Here is a 22,903-nt window from a genome sequence, read left to right as displayed (position 1 = left end):
TGTCGTTTCTCCTAGAAACTGCTAAACTGATTGTGTGGTTAGGGGCCACACAAGTTTTAATCGAGTTTGGGGGAACGATTATGAAAATGGAAAAAATTGTTTTAACGATTTTAGTTGTATTGGCCGTGGGATTGCTGGCATTAGTCTTGATGCTAATGAAGTCACCCCTCTGGGCGTTCGGTTTCCCACTAGCCTTTGCTAGTCTGGGTGCAGTCTGCTACGGAGCCGAGGCTTTGATCGATAAATTAAAGAAGAATACGCGTGAAGCGTAACCTGAAATAAGGGCGGCCAGTGAGCCGTCTTTTTTGTTGGCATTTTTTTCAATGGTCGTGGGACTCGCTGAATTTTCAGTTGGCACGTGGTCATTTTTGCTTAAAGAGATCCGATTTCACACTAGCGGCAACTTGCGTCTGCGAAACCGTCTTGCTAGAATGAAAGACAAAGGTGATGAGTGGACTGGTGGCACGACGAGCGAGAATTAAAGAAACCGCGGATCTGGGCGACTATTTAAAGGCGTTTGCCTGTACGGCAGTCATGCTACAGGCAGTTTTGAGTCTGACCTTGACCACGACTGGCGGCCGTAGTATCCAATCTGGTGTGGCTTGGGTCTACTTAGCTGTTAAATTCACGGCGCCCGCATTTATATGTGGGATCTTATTTACCACGATGCGTGTGACCCGGCCACAACCGGCGTACGGCACCTACCTAAAACAACAGTGGTCGGCCCTGGTGGTGCCCACAATTTGGTGGACCCTAGCTTACCTGGTTCTGATGCCGCAGGTTCAGCAACATCATGCCTATACGACCGCGGTTCAGTTCGGCTGGCAATTTATCAATGGGAATGCGGCGCCGCATCTCTGGTACAACACGATGATGTTGCAGATAATCGTGTTGATGCCAATTTGGTGGGGTGTGCGTAATTGGCTGACTACTCGGCGGCGCCTGGGGATTGTGCTGAGCGTGACGGCGTGGTTGTATGTCGGGTGGTTGGTCGTGGCAGACCGACTCATCTATCCCACGGCCCGATTTACGCAGTGGTACTTATTGGACCGTGTTTTCTGGGGATTCTTTCCGTACGCAATTTTAGGAATTATCTTTTGGCAAATGTGGCCACGCTTGCGCCAGCTACGGTGGCCCTGGTTACCGTTAGCCCTGTTGGCAGGCATTTCATTGATTTGGCAAGCTGATACTCTATTGCGGCAGGGCCGGCCGATAAGCTTGACCCAAACTAGTTACTACTTACCAGCGACTGTTTTCTACGTGCTAGCAATTATTGGTCTGATTGGGTGTCTCGCCACCTGGCAAATGCGGGGCCGTTCGCGCTGGCTGACGCGAGTACATTGGCTGGCGACCTACGCCTATCGCGCCTATTTAGCCAATGTTTTTTGGCTGCAACTGGTCTGGCTAGCCGGGGGCAGACAATTAACGACCATGGTTCCAGTAGTGGGCATCGTTGTTTGCTACAGCTTGACTTGGTGCCTATCCTTTAGCAGTGCCTATGGATTACACGTGGCTTGGCAGGCAATCAAAAATTTGAAAAATCAACGGAGGATTACTGATGACACGCACACAACCAGTTGAATTGGTCACGATGATCATGGTGACGGATCCTGTAACCAAAAAAGTCTTAGTGGAAGATAAGATTCACGTTCAGTGGAAGGGTGGCCATAGTTTTCCGGGTGGCCACGTCGAGGTCGGTGAGAGCTGTGCGGCAGCTGCCATTCGTGAAGTGTCCGAAGAAACTGGGTTGACTCTGACGCACGTTGAATTCTGTGGGACCTGCGAATGGTTCGACCACGATGGCGGCCAACGAAAGCTGGGCTTGCTGTACCGCAGTGATGCCTTCACCGGCGAGATTCGTTCGAGTGCCGAGGGGCGAGTCAGTTGGCTCCCGTTGTCAGAGATGACGGCGGAGAAGAGCGCGGCCAGCATGCTAACGCTGTTAAAGATCTTTCGGCGTGAAGCTGCGGCTGCTAAGAGTGACGAGTGGAACGGCGACCTATTTGTAGACGCTGGGTGTTAAACAATTGACAAACCAGTCAAAATAGATGCCAAGATGTGTGCTGTGACTACCTACTATGATTGTAGAGAGTTACAGCTTTTTTAGTCGGCACAATGACTAGGCTGGTTTCGTTTTTAATTGTTGTAAGCGGTTACGAAATCGGTTAAACTAAGGGTGTAAAGGTTAGATAAAGGGAGCGATAATCGTGAAATCAACTGTTCAAACACAACGCTGGTACGGTTACTTCTTTATCGGGCTGAGTGTGGTGGCCCTGGGATTAGCTGGAATTCTAGCGATGCCATTAATTGACCGGGCCTTACTACTGACGACCGCGCTAACGTTATTGGTTTACGGACTGACGTATCAACCTCGGATTCACCGGGGCTGGTGGCGCCTGCTGTTGGGTGTGAGTTCACTGGTGGCGATTCTTGACGTGACCCTCGCGTTGACGGTGGCCCCAGTTCTGGTTACAGCACTGTTTGGCTTTGCTTTACCGTTAGGTTTTTTGATTGTCTTGTTAGGTTATATGAAACGTCTGGTCCAGGCTTGATCTGGTCTAAACGTCTGTTAGATTAAAAAAGGCTGCGGGAATCTTTTCCGCAGCCTTTTTGGTGTTACTAAGTTACTGAGATTTTAGTGATGGATGGTCACCAGTTACGACTAGAACAAGAACTAAACAATCGCTTGAAATCTGGTAAATTAGAATCCATCCGTCCAAGTCTCTTCGAATTTGAGCGTTAGCAGTAGATATTCAGATTGGTTTGGGCATTTTAAGGGCGCCTTGTCTTGTATTTGTCTTGCACATCTTAATCAAGTTTAATTACTATCAGTAATAAGGAATAGCAAAGTTTCAGTTTTGAGCAGAGAAATTATTCTCTGGGTAAGAGAGTAAAGTTGATTGAGAAGGGGGTGAGGCTAGCCGAACAACGTGACCAAAATATCCCAGGTCATGTGCACCAGGATTCCGGGCCACAGGGACCGACTTTTGGCATAAAGCCAGCCGAACAGGAGTCCCAGCACAAAGACTGAAATTAAGTTGCTGAGCCAGACGACCGGATTCATTGCGGGAACCGTCGTGAGGTAGCGTGGAATGTGTAGGCTGGCGAAGGCTAATGCTTGGATCACGTTGGCGGTCGTCAGGGATGTATGCTTCAGCAAGGCGTTTAGGAAATACCCACGGAAGACGAATTCCTCAGCCACACCGACGACCAGGAAGTACCGGCCCCAGAATTCAGGGATGAACTTGGGTGAGATGCGCAGACCGTGGTGTGCTAGCCAAAATTCAACCAACAGATAAACCACAATCAGCGCCCAGACCACGTAGCCAGCACTGAAGCGCCAAGCTGGCCGCCATTGCAGCCGGTTGGAAATGCTTAGCTGATTGGGGGCTGTTGTGTGAACGAACCACCAACCGGCCCCCAGCCAGACCACCAGTTTGATGGCGTCCAGCAGGAGCTCCTGTGACCACCCGGATAAGTGTTGCTCAATTGGTGTGTTGAGAAAAATCTGAACCACTAACCACAGGCACCAGAAGAAAACAAACTGTAGAATCAATCGACGACGCGAAACCTTTTCTGACATAAAGCCACTCTTTTCTTGTTTAGCGTTTGTTTTTAGTATAAGGCAAAGTGGGGGAATGCGGCTAGGAAAGTTTTACCAGCAGCTGGGATGTAGGCGTTGAATACATTTTATGTTATCACTGTTTACATTTAATGTGAACGGTGATAACATAGTGAGTAAATAGGGATAACACCGGCATTTACAAGGAGGAATGGCGCATGACCAAGCCACCGTATCACCGACAGAATTTAGCCGCTGCGATTCAGCAGCAGGCCCGCCAACAATTAGAAAATCAGGGGGTCACCCAAATTTCTTTGCGGCAAATCGCCAAATTTTTAGCGGTGACCCCGGCCGCTGTGTACCGCCATTTTCCAGATAAGGCCAGTTTGATTGCTGCCCTTGGTGTGGAAATCCAGGCAGAGTTCACCGCAGCTTTGCGGGAGGATGTGTTGGCTTCAGCGGACGCTACGACCATGCTTCAGCGGATGGTGACCAATCTCAGTCATTACGCCCACGACCACCCCCGAGCAGTAGCGTTTTACCTCACTCAGCCGCAACCCGTGCCCCAGAGTTTGACGACCGTCATCACATTATTGGCTGCACAAGAACAGCTAACAACAGCCCCGGCACCCCTGGCTCGCAGTGTGTGGACCTTTCTACTGGGAGCGTTGTTGCAGGGGTCAGCCGAGACTGAATGGATTACCCGACAACTGGTGGTCCTTATTCACCAGTAACTGATGAATGAGTATCCGGAGGACAACTAAGGGTGCTAAAATGAAAATGGTGAGCTGGAATGACAGTGGCAAAATGCTTTACTTTCAAAAAGTAAGTGATAAAATAAATCCAACATCTGAAATTAACTCCCATAACCGGGAAAAATAAAGCGAGGTTCTTTACACTATGGAAAAGAAATTTATTGAATTAGCTAAGCAACGACGGACCATCTACAGCTTAGGCCGCAACGTTAAACTGTCTGAAGCCGAGTTGACCGACCTGATCAAGGAGAGCATCAAGAACAGTCCCTCGGCGTTTAACAATCAAACGACCCGGGTAGTCATCCTGTTCGGCGACTCTCACGAAAAGTTGTGGGACATCGTCATTGACCGCTTGAAGCAAGAAGTTCCTGACGAAGCTGCCTTTGCCAAGACGACTGCCAAGGTCAACAGCTTCAAGGCCGCTTTCGGAACGATCCTGTTCTACACCGAAACGAAGACGGTCAAGGAATTCGAAGACAACTTTCCGCTGTATGCGGCCAACTTCCAGGACTGGTCAGAACAATCCCAAGGGAATGCCCAGTACGCTGTTTGGACGTCCTTAGCTGAAAACGGAATCGGTGCCAACCTGCAACACTACAACCCACTGATCGACGACGAAGTTCGGGCAGCCTTCAACATCCCCGCAACTTGGCGCCTGCGTGGTGAAATGGACTTTGGATCCATCGAAGCCCCAGCCGGTGACAAGGACTTCATGGCTGATGACGACCGGTTCATGGTCTTCAAGTAAGCTTAATGAATAAATGAAATAGGCCCCCAATCACGCTCTTTAGCGGGTTTGGGGGCCTTTTGTTTTGGGGGCAAACTTCTGAACCGTTTTACGGTGTAGAGGTATGCTAAAATGGACAAGTGAAGGTCTTTCTTAGTCAATTGCCCCTGAATGAATTCAGAGGCTTGTCGCTCACGTGTCTGACGACACAGTAGTCCAACATACCCGTTAGGCACTCCTACTCATAGTGGCAACATCATCGGGTAATTGACGGCTACCCGTTTAACTATCAGGATTTACCCAATAGTTGTTAGCTTCTTAATCTTTGGTCGTTTGATACCATTCAACCATTCTTGACCCAGCATCTTGATATTCATTGCCCCTAATCGGTCAGCATTACAACGATACTGGCATTGTTTACACCAATACTCGTGAGTATCGTGATGCCGATTGGTTTTCTCAACCAGTCCACACTTGGGACAGTGTTGTGAGGTGAAGGCCGGATTGACCTTCACCACGATACTCTGAATGGCCTGAGCCTTATACGTTAAGAAAGACTCTAGTTGAAAGGAAGACCAGGAACGATGGCTGTTTCGTAGGGACTTAGGCAGGTCATCGGTGTTAAACGTCACATTAGGTAAGTTTTCTAAAACAAAAAGTGTATGCGAGCCAGATGCCACAACGAGTGTCTTAGCTAGCCGATGATTCACATCGGTCATCCAACGGTTCTCTCGGTGAGCTAGTTGCTTCAGCTTCTTTTGCCAGATCTGGTACCCTTGCCTTGTAGTTGCCGACGAATCTCTAAGAACTTTTTCTGCTTACGTAAGTTTTTTTGCCGTCAAAGAATGGCGTCCTTCCTTCACTATCAAAGGCAGTTGCTAGAAAGCACAGGTCACAGGCAATACCCACAATTTGAGGATTATCCTTGGGATTAAAATCACTTTTTTCCTTTGTGATCCCAATATGCAAAAACCACTTACTCCGATTGTGGACCAACTTAGCGGTACCTAGTTTCCAGTCCTCGGTAAAGTATTTTTCAAATCCCTTATCAGTGAATCCCAACTTAGTCCTTTCACTTAGGGTGGTTGTCGAAATCGTTTGTACAGCTGACGGTTGATTTCTAATCAACTTAACTGAAACCCATGGTCAAAGATCCATTGACTAACAATATTAGCTAATCGTTGATATTCCTGACTCATTACTAGAAATTCATCTGCTTGTTCAGTGTCTGGATAGAGTCTAAGTTTGATTGCTTGCCCTAACTTAACCAATAGCTACCTCCCCTGTAGATTGGATTAAGTATACCATGGTTAGCTCTCTAAAGGGGAACATATGTTTCAAAAAAATAACATTAAATTCTGGCATTCATCTCGCGATTAAAATCGCAGGTTTTCTGCTTGGTTTTTAATAAGGAGGTCAACGTTTATGCAAAAGAAAATCGCAATTATTGGTGGCGGGATCGTCGGAGCGACCGCAGCCTATTACCTGAGCAAGCTCCCTGGAACCCAACGGTTGGAGGTTACCCTGTTCGACAGTGGGGTCGGCCAAGCGACCAAGGCCGCCGCGGGTATCATTTCGCCGTGGCTATCGAAACGCCGCAATCAGCGATGGTACCAACTCGCTAAGTCGGGCGCTGACCTGTATCCGGAACTGATTCACGATGCCCAGCTAGGGACCGAAGTCTACCAGCAAACTGGCACCATTGTGACCCGTGAAGAGGCCACGGATTTGGAAACACTGTTCGCATTGGCTCAGGAACGGCGGCAGACTGCTGCCACCATGGGTGATGTGTCAACTCTCACGGCCGCAGAAGTTCAGGCCAAAGTACCACTCTTATCCAAGCCACAACCTGGGGTCTTCATTACTGGAGGGGCACGAGTCGACGGGGATGCGTTAGTCCATGCGTTACTGGACCGAGCCAGTGAAAAGAACCTGACCGTTCGTCAAGAGCGGGTCAGTCTGACACCAGATGGTCAGGTCGTCACGTCGATGGGTCCCCGACACTATGATCGGGTGATTTTAGCTGCGGGGGCCTGGCTGAAGGACCTAGTGGCCCCGCTAACAGTGACCGCTGACGTGCGGCCACAGAAGGGTCAACTGATTGAGTTAGCCGTGAAGGACTACGAGCTCCAAGAAAACATGCCCGTCGTAATGCCCGAGGGTGAACGAGACTTTATCCCATTTGGCCACGGTAAATTAATCGTTGGGGCAACCCACGAGGACGACGGTAAGTTTAACTTGACGCCGGATGCCACCGTCACCGCTGACCTCTTAGGCAGTGCGCAACGGTTGATGACTGGAATCACTGCAAATGATATTTCCGGCGTTCGGGTCGGTACTCGCGCTTATTCCAGCGATTTTGCGCCGTTCTTTGGGCCGGTGCCGGAACACGAATTGTTCCTGGCCGCCTCTGGGCTGGGATCCTCCGGTTTAACGACGGGACCTCAAATCGGTCGCTTGCTGGCGGGGTCCGCGCTTTACGGTGGCACGCCGGACTGGAGCGAATACGAGTTGCCATTGACGACTTACTTGCGTTCTTCAGCAGAGTGAAGCGCCTGATTGGCCAACGTGTGAGCGCCCTGGTTTTGTTTCTCGGGCACCCACTGAGTCAGCACCAATTGAAAAGGTGCTTGCGCGGTCAACAGGTCATCGACTAATTTTTGGTAATGTTTGGCATACTTTTTGGCTAAACTATCGCTAACAATCTGGCTATCGGTATAAAATAGGACGGTGGTCGTCTCACAGGCGTCACCGACCAGTTTCACCAAACGTTCGAACCCCAAGCGGGCGACCTCGAACTCGGCGGTGTGATTGGTCGTGGCGGTCAGCTCGACCTTGAGCTGTGTCTGGTGATGATCATGTACGATGAGGATGCCCCCAGCGCTCAGACCGCTTTGCGGTTGCGTTGCGGCATCGGTATATAAAGAAAACAAAGAATCACTCCAATTTTTTCGTGAGGTGTTGTAACTAATGATAACCCAGGAACGCCGTTTTTTGTATCAACCCAATCCACTCAGCAGCATTATCAACTGGAGCTGGACCCTCCTTGTTCTCTTCATGGGGGTCATCATGTGGCTGGAGGTCACGACCTTTAACTGGTACACGCTAGGCCTCTTCGTGGCCTTCGCGCTGCTCTGCTGGTTAGAGATTCACTTTCGTAATATCACCATGGCTAACGGGGTCTTAACGGTCAGCACCGTCTTGAACCATCGTCACCTGGTAATTCCACTGAACCAAGTCAGCAGCGTTAAGGTGACCCGTTACCGGCTGGGAATCGTGGCGCAGGGGAAGATTTATCAATTTCTGTTGCCTCGTAACTCGGCGATCGAACTGGCTGGTCTGATCCAAGGGGCCATGCCCGCGGTAGAAATGAAGGAGGATTAATAGTGAGTAGCGATATTGAAATTTCACAAGCAACACCGTTAGAACCCATTGAAAAAATTGCGGCTAAGTTGGGATTGACACCAGAACAGATCGAACCATACGGCCACGCTAAGGCCAAAATTGATTTGCCACTGGCCGCACCCAAGCAGCCTGGTAAGTTGGTGCTGGTGACGTCCATCAACCCCACGCCGGCTGGCGAAGGGAAGTCGACGGTCGTCGTGGGCCTGGGGGATGCCATGAACCAGGCCGGCCATCAGACCGTTTTGGCCTTGCGCGAGCCCTCTTTAGGCCCCGTCATGGGCTTGAAGGGTGGCGCTACCGGTGGTGGTCACGCTCAGGTGGTGCCAATGGAAGACATCAATTTACACTTTACGGGTGACATGCACGCGCTGACCGAGGCTCACGACACGTTGGCTGCCTTGATCGACAACCATATCCAACAGGGGAATGCATTGAATCTAGACCCTCGTCAAATCGTGTGGAAACGCGTTATTGATATCAACGACCGGGCCTTACGCCAAACGGTGATTGGCCTGGGTGGTCGGACCTCTGGTGTGCCTCGTCAGGATGGGTTTGACATTACGGTGGCCAGTGAACTGATGGCTGTGTTGTGCTTGAGCGAAGATTTAACCGATCTGAAGCGCCGGGTCAACCGGATCCTAATTGGGTACAACTACGACAAGGAACCCGTGACGGTGGGGGATTTGAAGGTCGGCGGGGCGATTACCCTGCTCCTAAAGGATGCCATCAAACCTAACCTGGTCCAAACCTTGGAACACAATCCCGCCATTATTCACGGTGGGCCCTTTGCCAACATCGCTCACGGCTGTAACTCAGTTCTGGCCACCCAAACGGCTCTACAATTGGGTGATTACACTGTGACTGAGGCCGGTTTTGGGGCCGACCTGGGTGGCGAAAAGTTCATGGACATCAAGACGCCCGTCCTGGGTAAGACGCCGGATGCCGTGGTCATCGTCGCCACGATTCGGGCCCTGAAGTACAATGGTGGGGTCAAGCGGGCTGACCTGGAGACGGAAAACCTGGACGCTCTGCAACAGGGGAGTGTCAACCTGAAACGTCACATCCAGAGCATGCAGCAGTATGGTGTGCCGGTCGTAGTTGCCATCAACCGCTTTACCAGTGACACGAACGCTGAAGTGGCTGCGTTGACGGCCGACGTTGAAGCCTTAGACGTGCCCGTTTCCACTACGACCGTTTGGGCCGACGGTGGGGCCGGGGCGTTGGACTTGGCTGAAAAGGTGGTTGCGGCCACGAAACAACCAAGTCACTTCACCCGCTTAACACCGGCTGATGCCGACTTAATGACGCAGATGACAGCGATCACTCAGAAAATCTACGGAGGGGCTAAGGTTGAACTCTCAACCAAGGCAGAACGTCAGTTAAAGACGTTTGCCAAGTACGGTTGGGATCACTTACCCGTCTGCATGGCGAAGACTCAATACTCGTTGACGGACGACGCTCACGCTTTAGGGGCACCACATGACTTCACCATCCACGTCCGCGAGTTTGCGCCGCGGTTGGGGGCTGGCTTCGTGGTTGCCATGACGGGGAACGTCCTGACGATGCCGGGCTTGCCTAAGCATCCAGCGGCGTCGGATATGGATATTGACGCTGATGGGAAAATCACGGGCTTGTTCTAGCAAGCAAGATTGCGATATATTTTTGGCTAGGACACTAAAATAGATAACGGACATCCGTATGAATCGTCGTTTTGACGGTTGGTACGGGTGTTTTTGTTAGAAGCTGAGAACTCGGCAATTTACCTGCGGCTGTCAGAGGTTAAACGGGTTCTTAGAAACTAAGCTAGCTGAAATGCCTGAATGACAGCATTTACGCAATATTATTAGCTTGTTCCGTCCTTCACACCGCGTGCCGGTCCAAATTTGGCGAACGGTAAGTCGGCAATTTCTCACTAAGTCTGATTGCTCCCCAACACCCAACCCTTGTTGTATCCGACATGGTTGGCGCTTCAGTGTTTTCAACTTTTAGTAATCTGATTTTAAGAGTAAATGATTGCTTATCGAGTAGGCTTGCCAACTAGAAATAATTTTATCCATATCTAACGCCGAATCACCTCTTTTTCTGGTATACTTTTCAACAACGACTAAAGGTTGAAGAAACTTGGATGGCGCCGTGTTAACTACGTGAGTTACGACCCCTTACTGGGGATGGACTGGCCCAGTTATAATTAGACCATGAACGCTAATTTGACGCCAAAATATTAGACGATTGGTCCTTGATATCGGTTGTGGCTGATGATTGAACGCTAATGTAGCCGTAGGTTGTTAGGGCGGGTGCCGGCTGTGTCGACGGTGTTAGCTGGTGATTTACCAGCTTACAGCGTGGGACGAGCTTTAAGCCTTGGTGGTCTGCCAAGGCTTAAAGTCGAGGGGCAAGACCGTTTCTCAGGCTTGGTCCGGTCCCCACAGCAGACGCCCGCCCTGACAGCTGGAGGCGGCCCAGGCGATTCGACATCAAGCCAACCTTTAGAACGACGACTTATAGGAGAGGTGTTCCAAACTTTATGCTGATAGCAGATATGATTTTGCTCGTGGTCCTGGTCGCCATCGACCAGTTGATCAAACACGCGGTGGTGGTCAACATCGCTTTAGGTGGCGAACACCCGCTGATCCCGGGGTTGCTGTCGCTAACGCATTTGCGTAACGACGGGGCTGCCTGGAGTATTTTACAGGGCCAGATGTGGTTCTTTGCCGTGATTGCTGTGGTGGCGTTAGGCATCATGGGCTATTTCTTCTGGTCTTACCGGAACCAAAAGAACCACCGTATTGAAGAATTAGGTCTAGTCCTAATGATGGCGGGAACCATTGGAAACTTTTGGGATCGGTTGATCCAGGGATACGTGGTCGACATGTTTCAGCTCGACTTCATCAATTTTCCCATCTTTAACTTTGCCGATACGTGTTTAACGATCGGCGTGATTTTAATCGCGGTCGGGGTCTACTTAGCCGACCGCCGGGAGGCACATTAACTTTATGCAAACAGAAGAATTTACAGTAACGACAACGGATCGTCTGGACAAATTGGTCGCAGAGACGGTATCTACCATTTCCCGTTCTCAGGCCAAGTCCGCCATTGAGGCCGGCCAAATCACGGTCGACGGGGCCACTCTGCGGCCCAAAGATAAGCCTAAGGTGGGGGCCACGGTCAACATTGCGTTACCGGACCCTGAACCCCTGAACGCGAAGCCCCAGGACATCCCCTTGGACATCGTGTACGAGGACGACGACGTCATCGTTGTTAACAAGCCCCAGGGGATGGTCGTCCATCCAGCACCGGGTCATCCCGACCAGACGTTGGTCAACGCCCTGTTGTACCATAGCCCACTATCCAGCATCAACGGAACGTTGCGGCCAGGCATCGTGCATCGTATCGACAAGGACACCTCCGGACTCCTGATGGTGGCTAAGAATGATCACGCGCATCACAGTCTGTCTGAGCAGCTGCAAGCCAAGACAAACTTACGGGAGTACGTGGCCATTGTGCACGGTAATTTTAAAGAAGAAAATGGGGTTATTAACGCACCATTGGGACGTTCACCCAAGGACCGCAAGAAACAGGCCATTGTGGCTGACGGTCGGCCCGCGGTGACCCATTTCCGGGTCCTCGAACGTTACGGGGACTACTCGTTAGTCGCTTGTCGTTTGGAGACCGGCCGGACCCATCAGATTCGGGTCCACATGGCTTACATCAACCACCCCGTTGCCGGTGACCCCCTGTACGGGCCTAAGAAGACGTTGAAGGGCGCCGGGCAGTTCTTACACGCCAAGGAATTAGGATTCAAGCAACCGACGACTGGTGAGCAATTAGACTTCACCGCACCAGTGCCAGCGAACTTTGCTGAGGCAGTTCATCGTCTGCGTTTACAGGCGGGGTTACCGGTTGACAAAGCAATCTAGGTTTTTTATGCTAATTATTGAGATAAGCGGGTTTGCCAAGTAGTCGGGCGGGTTTCTTCACCATTTTGTCGAAGAAACTGCGCCCGTTTCCTGCATAGACGCAGACGCCGTGACACTTTAAGGAGGAAATACAGATGGCAAAGGTAGTTGTGGACGCAATGGCAATGCAACGGGCCCTGACCCGAATCACATACGAAATCATCGAACGCAATAAAGGGGTCGATGACCTCGTCATTTTAGGAATCAAAACGCGCGGAGTGTACTTAGCTCGGCGGATTGCCAGTCGCTTGCAACAGCTGGAAAATGTGACCGTGCCAGTGGGTGACCTCGACATCACCCCGTACCGTGACGACATTGAACACGATGCCCAGACGGAACCGGAAGTGACCGGGGCCAACATCGATTTTTCCGTGGAAGGTAAGAAGGTTATCTTAGTCGACGACGTGCTTTATACGGGACGGACCATTCGTGCGGCGATGAGCGCCGTAATGGACCTGGGTCGGCCTAAGAGCATCAATTTGGCTGTGTTAGTTGACCGGGGTCACCGGGAATTGCCAATTCGAGCAGACTTTGTGGGAAAAAATATCCCGAGCTCGCAACGTGAACGGATTCGGGTCTCCGTCAGTGAGATCGACGACCGCGATGCAGTGGAGATCCAACAGGCATAGACTGGTAAAGGGGCCGATTTTACATGGCAAAACGCTATTTAATTTTAGAAGACGGCTCGGCCTACGCCGGTGAAGGATTTGGTGCCGGCGCTACCACGAGCGGTGAAGTCATCACCAACCTGAATCTTTTAGGGTATCAAGAAACGATTACCGATCAAATCTATCATAATCAAATTATTATTTTCGCTCAGCCAGCCATTGGTAACGTAGGAATCAACCACGATAGCTATGAATCGATTCTACCCACGGCTAAGGGAATGGTGGTCAGAGACGTCACGAATATTTCGACCAACCGCCTGTCTCGGCTGTCACTGGACGAATTTTTACAACAGCACAACATCCCCGGAATCAGTGGCATTGATACACGCCACTTAATTCGTAAGCTTCGGCAGGGGGCTGGTCCCATGAAGGGTAGTATTGTGGATGTGGCGGATGACCACGCCTTTGACCAATTGAACGCGACCGTCCTGACCAATCGGCAAGTTGATCAAGTAGCCACGCCGAAGCCATATCCTAACCCGGATACTGGCAAGAACGTGGTGGTCATTGACTTTGGCCTGAAGCACGGAATCTTGCGGCAACTGTCCGAGCGACGGTGCAACGTGACGGTACTCCCGTGGACGGCCAGTGCGCAGGATGTCTTGAATCTGGATCCGGACGGGGTGCTCCTGTCCACCGGCCCCGGCTCACCCCTTGATTTAGGGACCGGCGTCCTGGATATGATTCGAGAAGTTCAAGCGGAGATCCCACTCTTTGCAATCGGTCTAGGGCACGAGCTCTTTGCCCTGGCTAACGGAGCTGAACTCAAGGCACTACCCGTGGAGTATCACGGGAGTAGCCACCCGATTCGCCGCATCATTACCAATGATATTATTTACGCGACTCAGGGTCAGGGGTACGCGGTAATCGCCAAGTCGATCGACCGGGATCGGCTGATTACGACGTACGTCGACTTGATCGATGGGACCGTCCAGGGATTACGTCACCGGGACTTCCCGGCGTTTTCCGTGCAATTCTTTGCGGACGGTGCCCCGGGTCCTCATGAGAGTCGCGACCTGTTTGATGAATTTATGGAAGCTATGACAGCGCGGGAGGGATAAGCTTGCCAAATTTAGATGACATACAAAAAGTGTTGATCATCGGGGGTGGCCCAACCGAGATTGGTCATGAGACCGAGTTGGACAGCGCCATGGTGCAGATCATTGCCGGCTTTAAGAAGCGCGGGGTCCGCACGTTGGTCATCGATAACAATCCCTTTTCCGTTGCCCTCGAAGAGATTCAGCCGACGAACATGTACGTCCAAGCCGTTACCACGGCCAATGTCCGTCACATTCTGGAAAAAGATCAACCCGATGCAGTTCTACCATCACTCGGCGGCTTGCTGGGGATTCGGATCGCCCAGGAGCTGGTTGAAAATGGAGACATTGGTCGCTTGGGTATTACGTTACTGGGGATGCCTGCGGACACGCTTCGGCAGATCAATAACCCAGCGGCTTTAAATGCCAGTCTTAAGGAAATCCACGAACCAGTGATCGAGGCTAAAGTCGTAGCCACGACGGATGAGGCGATGGGGCTGGTCGAGTCGATTGGCTTTCCGTTGATTGTTAAGCCAGTCGCGCCGCGCGTGGATACCAATCGAACCATTTGTGAAAATGTGGATGATATGTTGACGGCGTTGAACCAGGGGTTCCAGCAATCCCGGTTTGACCAATGTACGTTGGAACGCAGCGTTGTGGGCTACAAGGAAGTTGAAATGGTTGCCGTCAGAGACGTGGCCGACACAGCCGTCCTGATCAGTGGCCTGGAGGACATAGACCCCATTGGGATTCACTCCGGTGATTCTATTTTGGTAACGCCGCCACAGACGTTGAACGACCGCGAGTATCAAGACTTGCGGGATGCCACGTTCCGGATTGCCACTGAGCTGAACATTGTTGGGGTCTTACATATTCACTTTGCCCTGAATCCTGACAATCAGCACTTCTACGTCACCAAGGTGGCACCGTACTTTTCACGGGGCGTGGCTTTGGCGGCCCGCACGACCGGGTATCCAGTCGCGTTAGTCACTGGTGCGCTCTTGTTAGGGCAGCGTTTGGTCGATGTGAAGCTGCCCAGTCGCTTCGTGAAGCAGACGGCTATCATGGAACCGACCATTGATCACATCAGTGTGCGGATTCCGCTGTGGCCATTTCAAGAAGTCCCAGACGCCGACCAACATCTGGATACGGTGATGAAAGCGGTGGGATCGACGGTCGGCATTGGCCGTTCCGTTGAGGAAGCTATCCTGAAGTCCGTACGGAGCTCACAGTTTTCGCCCCGTGACGTGCTCCCTAGCGTCAGCAACTTGACGGATGGGGAAATGATCCGGCAACTGATTCATCCGCTGGCTAACCGCATTTTAGTGCTGATTGAAGCCTTACGGCGGGGGTACTCACCGGAAGAACTCAGTGAACTGACTAAAATCGATAACTTTTACTTCGTTAAGCTGCGACACTTGTTAACGATTGAAAAACAGATTCAGGAACATCCGATGGACACAGAGACCCTGCAACGGGCCCGATACTTTGGCTTCGGTGATGGGATGATCGCCCGTATCTGGCAGACGGATACGGCGGCTATTCGGGAATTGTCGGCTAAGGCGGCCATTCAGCCAACCTACAAGATGATTGAACCGACGGCTGGTGAATTTCTCGAGGATACCAGTGGGTATTACAGTACCTTTGAGTATGAAAATGAGAGCCAACCCCTTGGTGATCGGACAGCGTTAGTGCTCGGTCGGGGCGGTAATCAACTTGGCCCCAACTCGGCGGCTGAATACTTCACCACAGAGATGCTCAAGCAGTTGAAACGCGCGGGGTACCACACCATCTTAATGAATACCAATCCTAATGCCGTAGGAGTTGCGCCGGAGTTCTCCGACAAACAGTACGTGGATCCCATTCAACTGGGGGATGTCCTGAACGTGATCCAATTGGAGCACCCAGACATCGTTATCGTTCCCGGTAACCGTCATTACCTAACGCGGGAACTGAGTAAGTTGCCGCTGAACTTACATGTGTTGCCACCGGACCAGGAGACGGGAAAGTCGGCTCCGAAGAGTGCCACCATTGGCGTGAGCCTCTTCATCCACGGTCAGCAAAAGGTCGCGGTTGGGGTCATGGATATGTTGGCACCGGGGATGAACAAGTCGTTGGCTCAGGTTACGGCTTTCCGAATGCCGGCAGAACTACCCAAGGCTAAACGTGCCAATTTGGTGGAGCTGGCCAAGCAGGCGGCGAGTGAACGACAGTTGAGTGGGATGATCCAGGTTCTGTTTGCGCCTAAGTCAGCAGACTCGGCTCAGCTGACAGTGGTAGGCGTTCGGCCGACTCGTTTGACCGAAATGGCCTTTTTGAGTAAGGTCACCGGGGTCAACTGGGTGCGGATGCTGACTCGGCAACACATTGGCACCCTAGACGAAACGGAGTTGGCCAATATCACGGTCGACCTCAACAGTACCCGGGTGGCGTTGATGAACGCGGTCTTCCCATTCCGGCAATTACACGTTTTGAACCGACCAGGGACGACCGACCAAGAGGTGGGTGCAACCATTGCGTTTGGTTCGAGCGAGGCTTTGTCGCTGGCTAACCTGAGCGATACGGACGAATTAGACCAAATCATCAATCGCACGATTTAAGTAATTAATTGTTACATGCAAGAAGGCGACTCATCAGTATTTTTGATGAATCGCCTTTTTTAGTTTGAAAGATAAATTGGTCGCACTCCGGTGGCCAGCGAGGTAGCCTGCGGCTCTGATTGTGGTTTAGCACGAGTACTACAGCAGAGAGAGCCACTTGCACCATTTATGCTGGGATTGCTAACCCAACTAGGTTGGCAACAAAATGCTATGTCAGCCGAGAGGTCGCCAGATATGGGCTCAGGCGCGTCGTTCTGCTTAGTCAGTAGGTGTTTTTCCAGCTGGCTTAGTCTGCACCGTTCCAGCCCATAGCTGACGGCCGGTAAGGCGGAAAGACCCACATATTGTAACCAACAACTAGTTGGTGTTAGCCGCTAATTTTTCGACCAGTTCGCTCTCTGGGGTCACGTAGACGGTTCGTTGGCCGGTAAAGATTACGTAGCCCGGCTTGGCACCGTTGGGTTTGTGCAGTCGTTTAACGGGGAGGTAGTCCACGGGAACGTTACTGGATTCGCGGCCCTTGGAGAAGTAGGCTGCCAGGTTAGCAGCTTCCATGATGGTGGCCTCAGTTGGATCATCGCTGTGAATGATGACGTGAGATCCCGGCATGTCCTTCACGTGCAGCCAGATGTCGGTGCGTTTGGCCGTGTGTAAACTCAATTGATCATTTTGCAGGTTGTTCTTACCGACAGAGATTTTGGTGCCATCGCTAGCGGTAAAACGGTCTGGCTTGCTGACCTTTTGACGTTTTTGTTTCTTTTGCTTCTTTTGGTGATCATGATCTCGCAGGTAACCACCTTGTTGCAGTTCCAGGCGAATATCCACGAGGTCCTTGGGGGCAGCCAGTTCAATCTGGGCCATGATGTTAGCAAAGTAGTCCACGTCGGTCTGCGTCTTTTTAAGTTGTTCGTTGACGTAAATGACGGCGTTCTTGGCCTTTTGATACCGCTTGAAATACTTCTGAGCGTTTTGGTTTGGTGAGAGCTGGTTCGACAATTTGATCTTGATGGGTTCGTTATTGTCGTAGAAATTAGGTAGGGAGACTTCAGTTTGTCCACGTTCGACCTGATGCAGGTAAGTCGTGAGGACTTCCCCCTTGATCCGGTATTCGTCGGCATTTTCCGTTTCGTCCAACGTCTGCTTGAGTTTCTTTAACTTGTTGCGATTTTTCTTGAGCTCGTTGCGAACCACCCGGATCAGGACGCTCCCTTGTTGTTGGACGCGGTCTCGTTCGGCCTTGTCCTGGTAGTAGGCGTCCAGTAATTCACTGAGCGTTTCAGCCGACTGCTGGGTTCCCGTGATGGGGTAAGGGAAGGCGGTGAAACTGGTCTTACCCTTCGGCGTAATGTTTAGCGTTGGCTGGGGGGTGTCAAAACCGGCGAAAAAGCTGCTGAAGTGTTGAGCGGCGTCACCGGGTTCGTGGAGTGCCACGGCCAAAGCAGCGGCGGTATCTTTACCGAGTCCCTGGTATTGGTGCTGCAGGGTACCAGCCAGAACTTCACGGTTCGGAAATTCTCGAATGGTGGCGGCTAGGTCGGCTCTTGGCCCGTTGAAGGGGTCATCGAGGTCCTGCTTGGGTGGGTTGATGTACTGCGCACCGGGTAGGAGTAACCGGTAACGGTTTTGGTCGGAGCCAACGTGTTTGATGGCATCCAAAATCTTCATGGAAGAACTGTCGACTAGAATCACGTTACTGTGACGGGCCATGATTTCAATGATCAAGAGCAGCTCCTGCTGATCACCTAACTCGTTACGGGAGGTGAAGTGTAGGTGGACGACACGGTCATTGGCGGATTGAGTGATGCCTTTGACGATGGCCCCTTGCAAGTACTTCCGTAGGATCATCGTAAAGTTGGTGGGGACGGGTGGATTGACGTACGGAATCTGGGTAACTTGAATCCGTGCGTAGGTGGGGTTAGCCGATAACAGGATGGGATAATTATGGCTATTTGCCCGCACCGTCAACACAATTTCGTTGGCGTAGGGTTGATTGATTTTGCTGACCCGGCCGGTGGTCAGAGCTGAGCTCAGTTCGTGGACCATGGCGTGGGTGAAAGAACCATCAAATGACATCGGGGAAACAACACCTTTCTATATAAGAAATTTAAATTTAATTTTCGTTAAAAGCGACACAACTTAAAGTATAACGGCCGAACCGCTTTAACGCAAAGAAGAACGTCTCTGGTCAGTGAAAAAGGTCCCCGAATTACCCAGATTTAAGCTTGTGGTCAACAAGCAAACCGTTGTACAATACAATCAAAGGAGTGAGGGCCAAATGAAATCTAGTCTTACAGCATTAATGGCAATTAGTAAGATTCAACAGACGCTACTCCAGCGGATGACCAAGCAGCACCATCTGACCGTCTCGGAGTGGCAATTACTCGACCACATCGGTGGCGGAGAAAATACGCAAGAAATTTTGGCACAGAACACGAAGTTGGATACGTCGACACTGAGTCGACAACTCAAGGGTCTCGTGGCAAAGGAAATGGTGACCAAGGAAGCCATTGGCCGAGACAAACGTCAGTTGGTATATACAATAACCGCTATGGGAACTGATACTGCCGCAGAAATCAACTCAGCCTTTGAGGGACTCTCGGACCAAGTCTTTGAACACTGGTCCCCCGATGAACGTAACTTATTACAGATTCTTTTAAACCGTTTAGATAAGAGCATGGATCGGCAACGGTCCGTTAAAGATTAACTGGTTAGGAGTGATGACTCATTCAGCAGAGATTAGTTGTAATTTCACTTGATGCAATGGGCAGTCGCGATTTGGACGAACACCTAGATGATCTACCAAATCTGCGACGACTGGTGGTCACTGGAACACGAGTCCGGCGGGTGCGCGGAATCTACCCGACGCTGACGTACCCTTCTCATACCACAATTATTACAGGTCAGTATCCCAGTGTACATGGCATCGTTAATAACACGAAGCTGCAACCGCAGCGGCAATCACCCGACTGGTACTGGTATCAGCGTGACGTGAAGGTGCCCACCCTGTACGATTTGGTCCGGCAACAACACAAAAAGACGGCGGCCTTTCTCTGGCCCGTCACGGCTGGTAGTAGGATTACGTACAACTTAGCGGAAATCTTTCCCAACCGGATTTGGACGAATCAGGTGCTGGTTTCATTGAAGGCCAGCAGTCCCGCTTTTCTGTTACGGATGAATCAGAAGTACGGACACTTGCGCCGGGGAATTCAGCAACCGGAGCTCGACGACTTCATTACGGCGTGCGCGGTGGATACGTTGTTTCATAAAAAGCCGTGGTTAACCCTGATTCATCTAGTTGACATGGACAGCATGCGCCACCGTTATGGGGTGCGTTCGGATGAAGCGATGGCAGCGTTGAAGCGGTTGGACGCCCGGGTTGGGAAGTTGATAGATGCTACGATTGCGGCTGGTACGTTTGGCGAGACCAACTTTGCCATCCTGGGGGACCACTACCAGATCAACGTCGACCACATGATTCACTTGAATCAAGCGTTCGCGACTAAAGGGTGGCTGACGCCCACGGCTAATGGCACGGTTAAGAATGACTGGCATGTTTGGGCCAAGTCCTGTGACGGGTGCACCTATATCTATACGCGTAAATTTGCGGATATGCAGACGTTAAAGGATCTGTTGGTGCAAACTGAAGGGGTGGCTGCCGTGCACTCACGGGCGGAAGCCATTAAACGCGGCGCCGACCCGGCTTGTCAGTTCATGGTTGAGGCCCAGGCAGGGTACTACTTCACTGATGAGACTGGTCGGCCGGCGGTTGTAGAACCAGTTGACCCGACTAGTTTGGGCCAACCGGATCGTTACCGCGGTGTCCACGGGTACGACCCGAACAAACCTGATTACTTTACGACGTTGGTTCTGAATGGGCCAGCGATCCAAGAACACCAGGAAATTGAAGAGGCGTGGTTGATCGATGAGGCACCGACCTTTGCTCGCCTACTGGGCGTGCATTTCCCAGAATCGCTACCAGGTACCGCTTTGACGGCAGCGTTCAAGGAGGACCGGCATGAAGCTAAATAAGGAACAGTGGAGCTGGGTGTTCTATGACTGGGCGAACTCCGGGTACGGCATTATTGTGACCACGGCCGTTTTGCCCATCTACTTTAAGGGAATTGCTCAGGCCAGTGGGGTCAGTGCGGCCAATGCCACAGCCTTTTGGGGCTATGCCAACAGTTTAGGGACGTTGCTGGTAGCCATTTTGGCGCCTTTCCTGGGTGCTTTGGCTGACTATCAAGGGTATAAGAAACGCCTGCTAACGGGGTTTGCTTCGCTGGGGATGGTGATGACGCTGGGGCTAGCCTTGATGCCAGCGAGTCAGTGGCAGTGGTTACTGGTGGTCTACATCCTCTCAGTTCTGGGTTATTCCGGCGGGAACTTGTTTTACGACAGTTTTCTCACGGATGTTAGTGACGACCGGCAAATGGACCAGTTATCCAGTGTGGGTTACGGCTTCGGATATCTAGGGGGCGTGATCGCTTTTATCCTATTCATGGTCCTGCAGCTGACGCACGGCTTTGGCCAGTTGTCGAGTATCGCAGTGGCTCGCTGGGGGTTCGTGTTGGCCGCTGTCTGGTGGATTGTTTTCTTCTTACCAATTCAGCGCAACGTTCAGCAGCGCCATTCACTGACGACGACCAGGGAACCACTCAAGCAGAGCTGGTATCGGGTCTGGACCACCATTCGCCATCTCCGGCAACACAAGGTGTTAGCGTGGTTCTTGGTGGCTTACTTCTGTTACATTGACGGGGTCGATACCATCTTTACCATGGCCACGTCGATTGGTTTAGATATTGGGATTGATAGTACAACGCTGATTATGGTGTTGTTGGTCGTTCAATTGGTGGCTTTTCCATTTTCGATTCTCTATGGTTGGTTGGCTAAGCATACCAGTACCCGCACGGGAATTTTAATTGCTATTATTGTGTATCTTGTTATCTGTGTGGATGCCTTGTTTCTGAGATCTGTGACGGATTTTTGGATCTTGGCAGTACTGGTCGGGACCAGTCAGGGAGGGATTCAGGCGTTGTCACGGTCCTACTTTGGTCGATTAGTGCCCAAGGAACGGTCCAGTGAATTTTTCGGTTTTTATAATATTTTAGGAAAGTTTTCGGCCGTCTTGGGGCCAGTATTAGTGGGCATCGTTACGCAACTAACGGGACAGTCCCGCATTGGGGCGGCTTCGTTGTCGATCCTATTTATAGTGGGCTTGTTGATATTTTGGCGGATTCCCCAGGGGATGGCGGACAATTCCTAGTCGCGTCGAAAGTTTTATGGTATTCTAGGGAGACGAAATGAAAGAAAAAGTAGGTGTAAGAATGAAGATTGCTGTGGTCACCGATAGTACTAGCTATTTGTCCGCAGAAGAGGTCGAGCGGTATCACATTCACGTTGTACCAATTCCGGTGATCATTGATGGTCGCTCCTATGATGAAGATGTTGATATTACCACCAGTGAATTCTACGATCGTTTAAGAAATTCCAAGTCGTTCCCCAGTACGTCCCAGCCGCCGTTGGGTGAGATGATCAATCTCTACAACCAATTGGCAGACGAAGGATACGACGCCGTTATCAGCATTCACTTGGCCAGCACCATTTCCGGCTTCGTGAATCAGCTTAAAAACATTGCGCCCACCATTGAAAATATCAAGGTGATCCCGTACGATTCACAGATTACCGTTAAATTAATGGGGTATTTGGCCATTGAGGCCTCTCGCATGGCTGACAAGGGTGCAGAGCCTGAAGAGATCATTGCGCGCTTAGACGCGCTGCGAGCCACCATTGGGGAATACTTTGTTGTGGATGATTTGCAGAATCTGGTGCGGGGTGGTCGGTTGTCGAACGCCTCCGGTTTTATTGGGAGTGTTTTACGCATCAAACCGTTACTGACATTTGATGACGACACCCACGAAATCGTGGCCTTTGAGAAAGTTCGCTCGCGTAAGAAGGCGTTGGCGCGAGTGGAAAGCCTTTTCGTTGAGGCTCAGGCGCAGGTCGACTATCCTTTGCGGGCGTTAGTTATTAATGCAAACGATCCCGAGGGCGGTCAAGCCTGGGCGGATAAAATTGCCGCCCAATACCCAGAAATCCCGGTAGAACAGTCCTACTTCGGACCCGTTATCGGAGCCCATTTGGGTGAAAAGGCGTTGGCCTTGGCGTGGATGAAAGATTTCGATCGCGCATAAGT

At 51.2% G+C, this 22,903-nt stretch carries 23 protein-coding genes; 18 read left to right on the top strand and 5 right to left on the bottom strand.

The annotated features are described in order from the left end of the window. Positions 1-80 precede the first annotated feature (80 nt). From AB3Y94_RS02760 to AB3Y94_RS02745, 4 genes are all read left to right on the top strand, one after another. A complete protein-coding gene (locus AB3Y94_RS02760; protein ID WP_125684972.1) occupies positions 81-272 on the top strand; it encodes a hypothetical protein in 192 nt (63 codons plus the stop codon). Positions 273-459: 187 nt separating this feature from the next. Beyond that, positions 460-1,581, top strand: coding sequence for an acyltransferase family protein (locus AB3Y94_RS02755; protein ID WP_367295026.1), 1,122 nt, complete (start codon positions 460-462; stop codon positions 1,579-1,581). After that, positions 1,559-2,023 carry an 8-oxo-dGTP diphosphatase gene (locus AB3Y94_RS02750; protein WP_367295025.1) on the top strand — a complete coding sequence of 155 codons (465 nt, stop codon included), beginning with the start codon at positions 1,559-1,561 and terminating at the stop codon, positions 2,021-2,023. The genes AB3Y94_RS02755 and AB3Y94_RS02750 overlap by 23 nt, the downstream gene beginning before the upstream one ends. A gap of 184 nt (positions 2,024-2,207) precedes the next feature. After that, positions 2,208-2,552 carry a hypothetical protein gene (locus tag AB3Y94_RS02745; protein WP_125684657.1) on the top strand — a complete coding sequence of 115 codons (345 nt, stop codon included), beginning with the start codon at positions 2,208-2,210 and terminating at the stop codon, positions 2,550-2,552. A 365-nt stretch (positions 2,553-2,917) separates the two neighbouring features. Here AB3Y94_RS02745 and AB3Y94_RS02740 read toward each other — a convergent pair whose 3' ends face one another. Next, the gene (locus AB3Y94_RS02740) at positions 2,918-3,583 is read right to left on the bottom strand and encodes a lysostaphin resistance A-like protein (protein ID WP_367295024.1); all 666 of its coding nucleotides are present in this window, start codon (positions 3,581-3,583) and stop codon (positions 2,918-2,920) included. Between the two features lie 197 nt (positions 3,584-3,780). Between AB3Y94_RS02740 and AB3Y94_RS02735 the strand changes: the two genes are divergently transcribed. Both AB3Y94_RS02735 and AB3Y94_RS02730 read left to right on the top strand, forming a co-directional pair. Beyond that, positions 3,781-4,296, top strand: a complete 516-nt coding sequence (locus AB3Y94_RS02735; protein ID WP_367295023.1) for a TetR/AcrR family transcriptional regulator — start codon at positions 3,781-3,783, stop codon at positions 4,294-4,296. Positions 4,297-4,462: 166 nt separating this feature from the next. Continuing rightward, a complete protein-coding gene (locus AB3Y94_RS02730) occupies positions 4,463-5,065 on the top strand; it encodes a nitroreductase family protein (RefSeq protein ID WP_367295022.1) in 603 nt (200 codons plus the stop codon). 275 nt (positions 5,066-5,340) lie between these two features. On the opposite strand, the gene AB3Y94_RS02725 is transcribed toward AB3Y94_RS02730, so the two are convergent. Then, entirely contained in the window at positions 5,341-5,796 is a 456-nt protein-coding gene (locus AB3Y94_RS02725; RefSeq protein ID WP_367296475.1) for a zinc ribbon domain-containing protein, read from the bottom strand. Positions 5,797-6,168: 372 nt separating this feature from the next. After that, the gene (locus AB3Y94_RS02720; protein WP_367295021.1) at positions 6,169-6,315 is read right to left on the bottom strand and encodes a hypothetical protein; all 147 of its coding nucleotides are present in this window, start codon (positions 6,313-6,315) and stop codon (positions 6,169-6,171) included. Between the two features lie 154 nt (positions 6,316-6,469). Here AB3Y94_RS02720 and AB3Y94_RS02715 point away from each other — a divergent pair, with 154 nt between their 5' ends. Next, on the top strand, positions 6,470-7,594 hold the full coding sequence (locus tag AB3Y94_RS02715) for an NAD(P)/FAD-dependent oxidoreductase (protein ID WP_367295020.1): 1,125 nt from the start codon (positions 6,470-6,472) through the stop codon (positions 7,592-7,594). On the opposite strand, the gene AB3Y94_RS02710 is transcribed toward AB3Y94_RS02715, so the two are convergent. Beyond that, positions 7,570-7,977 carry a ribonuclease HI family protein gene (locus tag AB3Y94_RS02710; RefSeq protein WP_367295019.1) on the bottom strand — a complete coding sequence of 136 codons (408 nt, stop codon included), beginning with the start codon at positions 7,975-7,977 and terminating at the stop codon, positions 7,570-7,572. The two genes, AB3Y94_RS02715 and AB3Y94_RS02710, sit on opposite strands and share 25 nt — an antisense overlap. 37 nt (positions 7,978-8,014) lie before the next feature. Between AB3Y94_RS02710 and AB3Y94_RS02705 the strand changes: the two genes are divergently transcribed. The 7 genes from AB3Y94_RS02705 (at position 8,015) to AB3Y94_RS02675 (ending at position 16,710) form a co-directional block, all read left to right on the top strand. After that, complete coding sequence (locus tag AB3Y94_RS02705) at positions 8,015-8,428, top strand: EbsA family protein (protein WP_367295018.1); 414 nt, start codon at positions 8,015-8,017, stop codon at positions 8,426-8,428. A gap of 2 nt (positions 8,429-8,430) precedes the next feature. Continuing rightward, on the top strand, positions 8,431-10,089 hold the full coding sequence (locus AB3Y94_RS02700; RefSeq protein ID WP_367295017.1) for a formate--tetrahydrofolate ligase: 1,659 nt from the start codon (positions 8,431-8,433) through the stop codon (positions 10,087-10,089). A gap of 887 nt (positions 10,090-10,976) precedes the next feature. Continuing rightward, positions 10,977-11,438 carry a signal peptidase II gene (gene lspA, locus AB3Y94_RS02695; RefSeq protein ID WP_367296474.1) on the top strand — a complete coding sequence of 154 codons (462 nt, stop codon included), beginning with the start codon at positions 10,977-10,979 and terminating at the stop codon, positions 11,436-11,438. A 4-nt stretch (positions 11,439-11,442) separates the two neighbouring features. After that, the gene (locus AB3Y94_RS02690; RefSeq protein WP_367295016.1) at positions 11,443-12,366 is read left to right on the top strand and encodes an RluA family pseudouridine synthase; all 924 of its coding nucleotides are present in this window, start codon (positions 11,443-11,445) and stop codon (positions 12,364-12,366) included. A gap of 134 nt (positions 12,367-12,500) precedes the next feature. Further along, positions 12,501-13,034, top strand: a complete 534-nt coding sequence (gene pyrR / locus AB3Y94_RS02685; protein ID WP_125684677.1) for a bifunctional pyr operon transcriptional regulator/uracil phosphoribosyltransferase PyrR — start codon at positions 12,501-12,503, stop codon at positions 13,032-13,034. A 23-nt stretch (positions 13,035-13,057) separates the two neighbouring features. Further along, entirely contained in the window at positions 13,058-14,134 is a 1,077-nt protein-coding gene (locus AB3Y94_RS02680) for a carbamoyl phosphate synthase small subunit (RefSeq protein ID WP_367295015.1), read from the top strand. A 2-nt stretch (positions 14,135-14,136) separates the two neighbouring features. Further along, positions 14,137-16,710 carry a carbamoyl phosphate synthase gene (locus tag AB3Y94_RS02675; RefSeq protein WP_367295014.1) on the top strand — a complete coding sequence of 858 codons (2,574 nt, stop codon included), beginning with the start codon at positions 14,137-14,139 and terminating at the stop codon, positions 16,708-16,710. 357 nt (positions 16,711-17,067) lie between these two features. Here AB3Y94_RS02675 and AB3Y94_RS02670 read toward each other — a convergent pair whose 3' ends face one another. Then, on the bottom strand, positions 17,068-18,783 hold the full coding sequence (locus tag AB3Y94_RS02670; protein ID WP_367295013.1) for an NFACT RNA binding domain-containing protein: 1,716 nt from the start codon (positions 18,781-18,783) through the stop codon (positions 17,068-17,070). Positions 18,784-18,985: 202 nt separating this feature from the next. Here AB3Y94_RS02670 and AB3Y94_RS02665 point away from each other — a divergent pair, with 202 nt between their 5' ends. The 4 genes from AB3Y94_RS02665 (at position 18,986) to AB3Y94_RS02650 (ending at position 22,901) form a co-directional block, all read left to right on the top strand. Beyond that, positions 18,986-19,414 carry a MarR family winged helix-turn-helix transcriptional regulator gene (locus AB3Y94_RS02665; protein WP_367295012.1) on the top strand — a complete coding sequence of 143 codons (429 nt, stop codon included), beginning with the start codon at positions 18,986-18,988 and terminating at the stop codon, positions 19,412-19,414. Positions 19,415-19,434: 20 nt separating this feature from the next. Then, positions 19,435-20,739 carry an alkaline phosphatase family protein gene (locus AB3Y94_RS02660; protein ID WP_367296473.1) on the top strand — a complete coding sequence of 435 codons (1,305 nt, stop codon included), beginning with the start codon at positions 19,435-19,437 and terminating at the stop codon, positions 20,737-20,739. Next, positions 20,726-21,973, top strand: coding sequence for an MFS transporter (locus AB3Y94_RS02655; RefSeq protein ID WP_367295011.1), 1,248 nt, complete (start codon positions 20,726-20,728; stop codon positions 21,971-21,973). The genes AB3Y94_RS02660 and AB3Y94_RS02655 overlap by 14 nt, the downstream gene beginning before the upstream one ends. Before the next feature lie 61 nt (positions 21,974-22,034). Then, entirely contained in the window at positions 22,035-22,901 is an 867-nt protein-coding gene (locus tag AB3Y94_RS02650) for a DegV family protein (protein ID WP_367296472.1), read from the top strand. The last annotated feature ends 2 nt before the right edge of the window (positions 22,902-22,903 follow it).

Source organism: Levilactobacillus yonginensis (assembly GCF_964065165.1).
In the GTDB taxonomy this organism is placed as follows: domain Bacteria; phylum Bacillota; class Bacilli; order Lactobacillales; family Lactobacillaceae; genus Levilactobacillus; species Levilactobacillus yonginensis_A.
Note: the sequence above shows the minus strand (reverse complement) of the source record. Positions and strands in the feature narration are given on the sequence as shown.

Bases quoted from the DNA above. Each gene is read 5' to 3' on its own strand.
- AB3Y94_RS02760 (WP_125684972.1), top strand. From the start codon at position 81: ATGAAAATGGAAAAAATTGTTTTAACGATTTTAGTTGTATTGGCCGTG.
- AB3Y94_RS02750 (WP_367295025.1), top strand. From the start codon at position 1,559: ATGACACGCACACAACCAGTTGAATTGGTCACGATGATCATGGTGACG.
- AB3Y94_RS02740 (WP_367295024.1), bottom strand. From the start codon at position 3,583: ATGTCAGAAAAGGTTTCGCGTCGTCGATTGATTCTACAGTTTGTTTTC.
- AB3Y94_RS02735 (WP_367295023.1), top strand. From the start codon at position 3,781: ATGACCAAGCCACCGTATCACCGACAGAATTTAGCCGCTGCGATTCAG.
- AB3Y94_RS02730 (WP_367295022.1), top strand. From the start codon at position 4,463: ATGGAAAAGAAATTTATTGAATTAGCTAAGCAACGACGGACCATCTAC.
- AB3Y94_RS02715 (WP_367295020.1), top strand. From the start codon at position 6,470: ATGCAAAAGAAAATCGCAATTATTGGTGGCGGGATCGTCGGAGCGACC.
- AB3Y94_RS02705 (WP_367295018.1), top strand. From the start codon at position 8,015: ATGATAACCCAGGAACGCCGTTTTTTGTATCAACCCAATCCACTCAGC.
- AB3Y94_RS02690 (WP_367295016.1), top strand. From the start codon at position 11,443: ATGCAAACAGAAGAATTTACAGTAACGACAACGGATCGTCTGGACAAA.
- pyrR (WP_125684677.1), top strand. From the start codon at position 12,501: ATGGCAAAGGTAGTTGTGGACGCAATGGCAATGCAACGGGCCCTGACC.
- AB3Y94_RS02680 (WP_367295015.1), top strand. From the start codon at position 13,058: ATGGCAAAACGCTATTTAATTTTAGAAGACGGCTCGGCCTACGCCGGT.
- AB3Y94_RS02670 (WP_367295013.1), bottom strand. From the start codon at position 18,783: ATGTCATTTGATGGTTCTTTCACCCACGCCATGGTCCACGAACTGAGC.
- AB3Y94_RS02665 (WP_367295012.1), top strand. From the start codon at position 18,986: ATGAAATCTAGTCTTACAGCATTAATGGCAATTAGTAAGATTCAACAG.
- AB3Y94_RS02655 (WP_367295011.1), top strand. From the start codon at position 20,726: ATGAAGCTAAATAAGGAACAGTGGAGCTGGGTGTTCTATGACTGGGCG.
- AB3Y94_RS02650 (WP_367296472.1), top strand. From the start codon at position 22,035: ATGAAGATTGCTGTGGTCACCGATAGTACTAGCTATTTGTCCGCAGAA.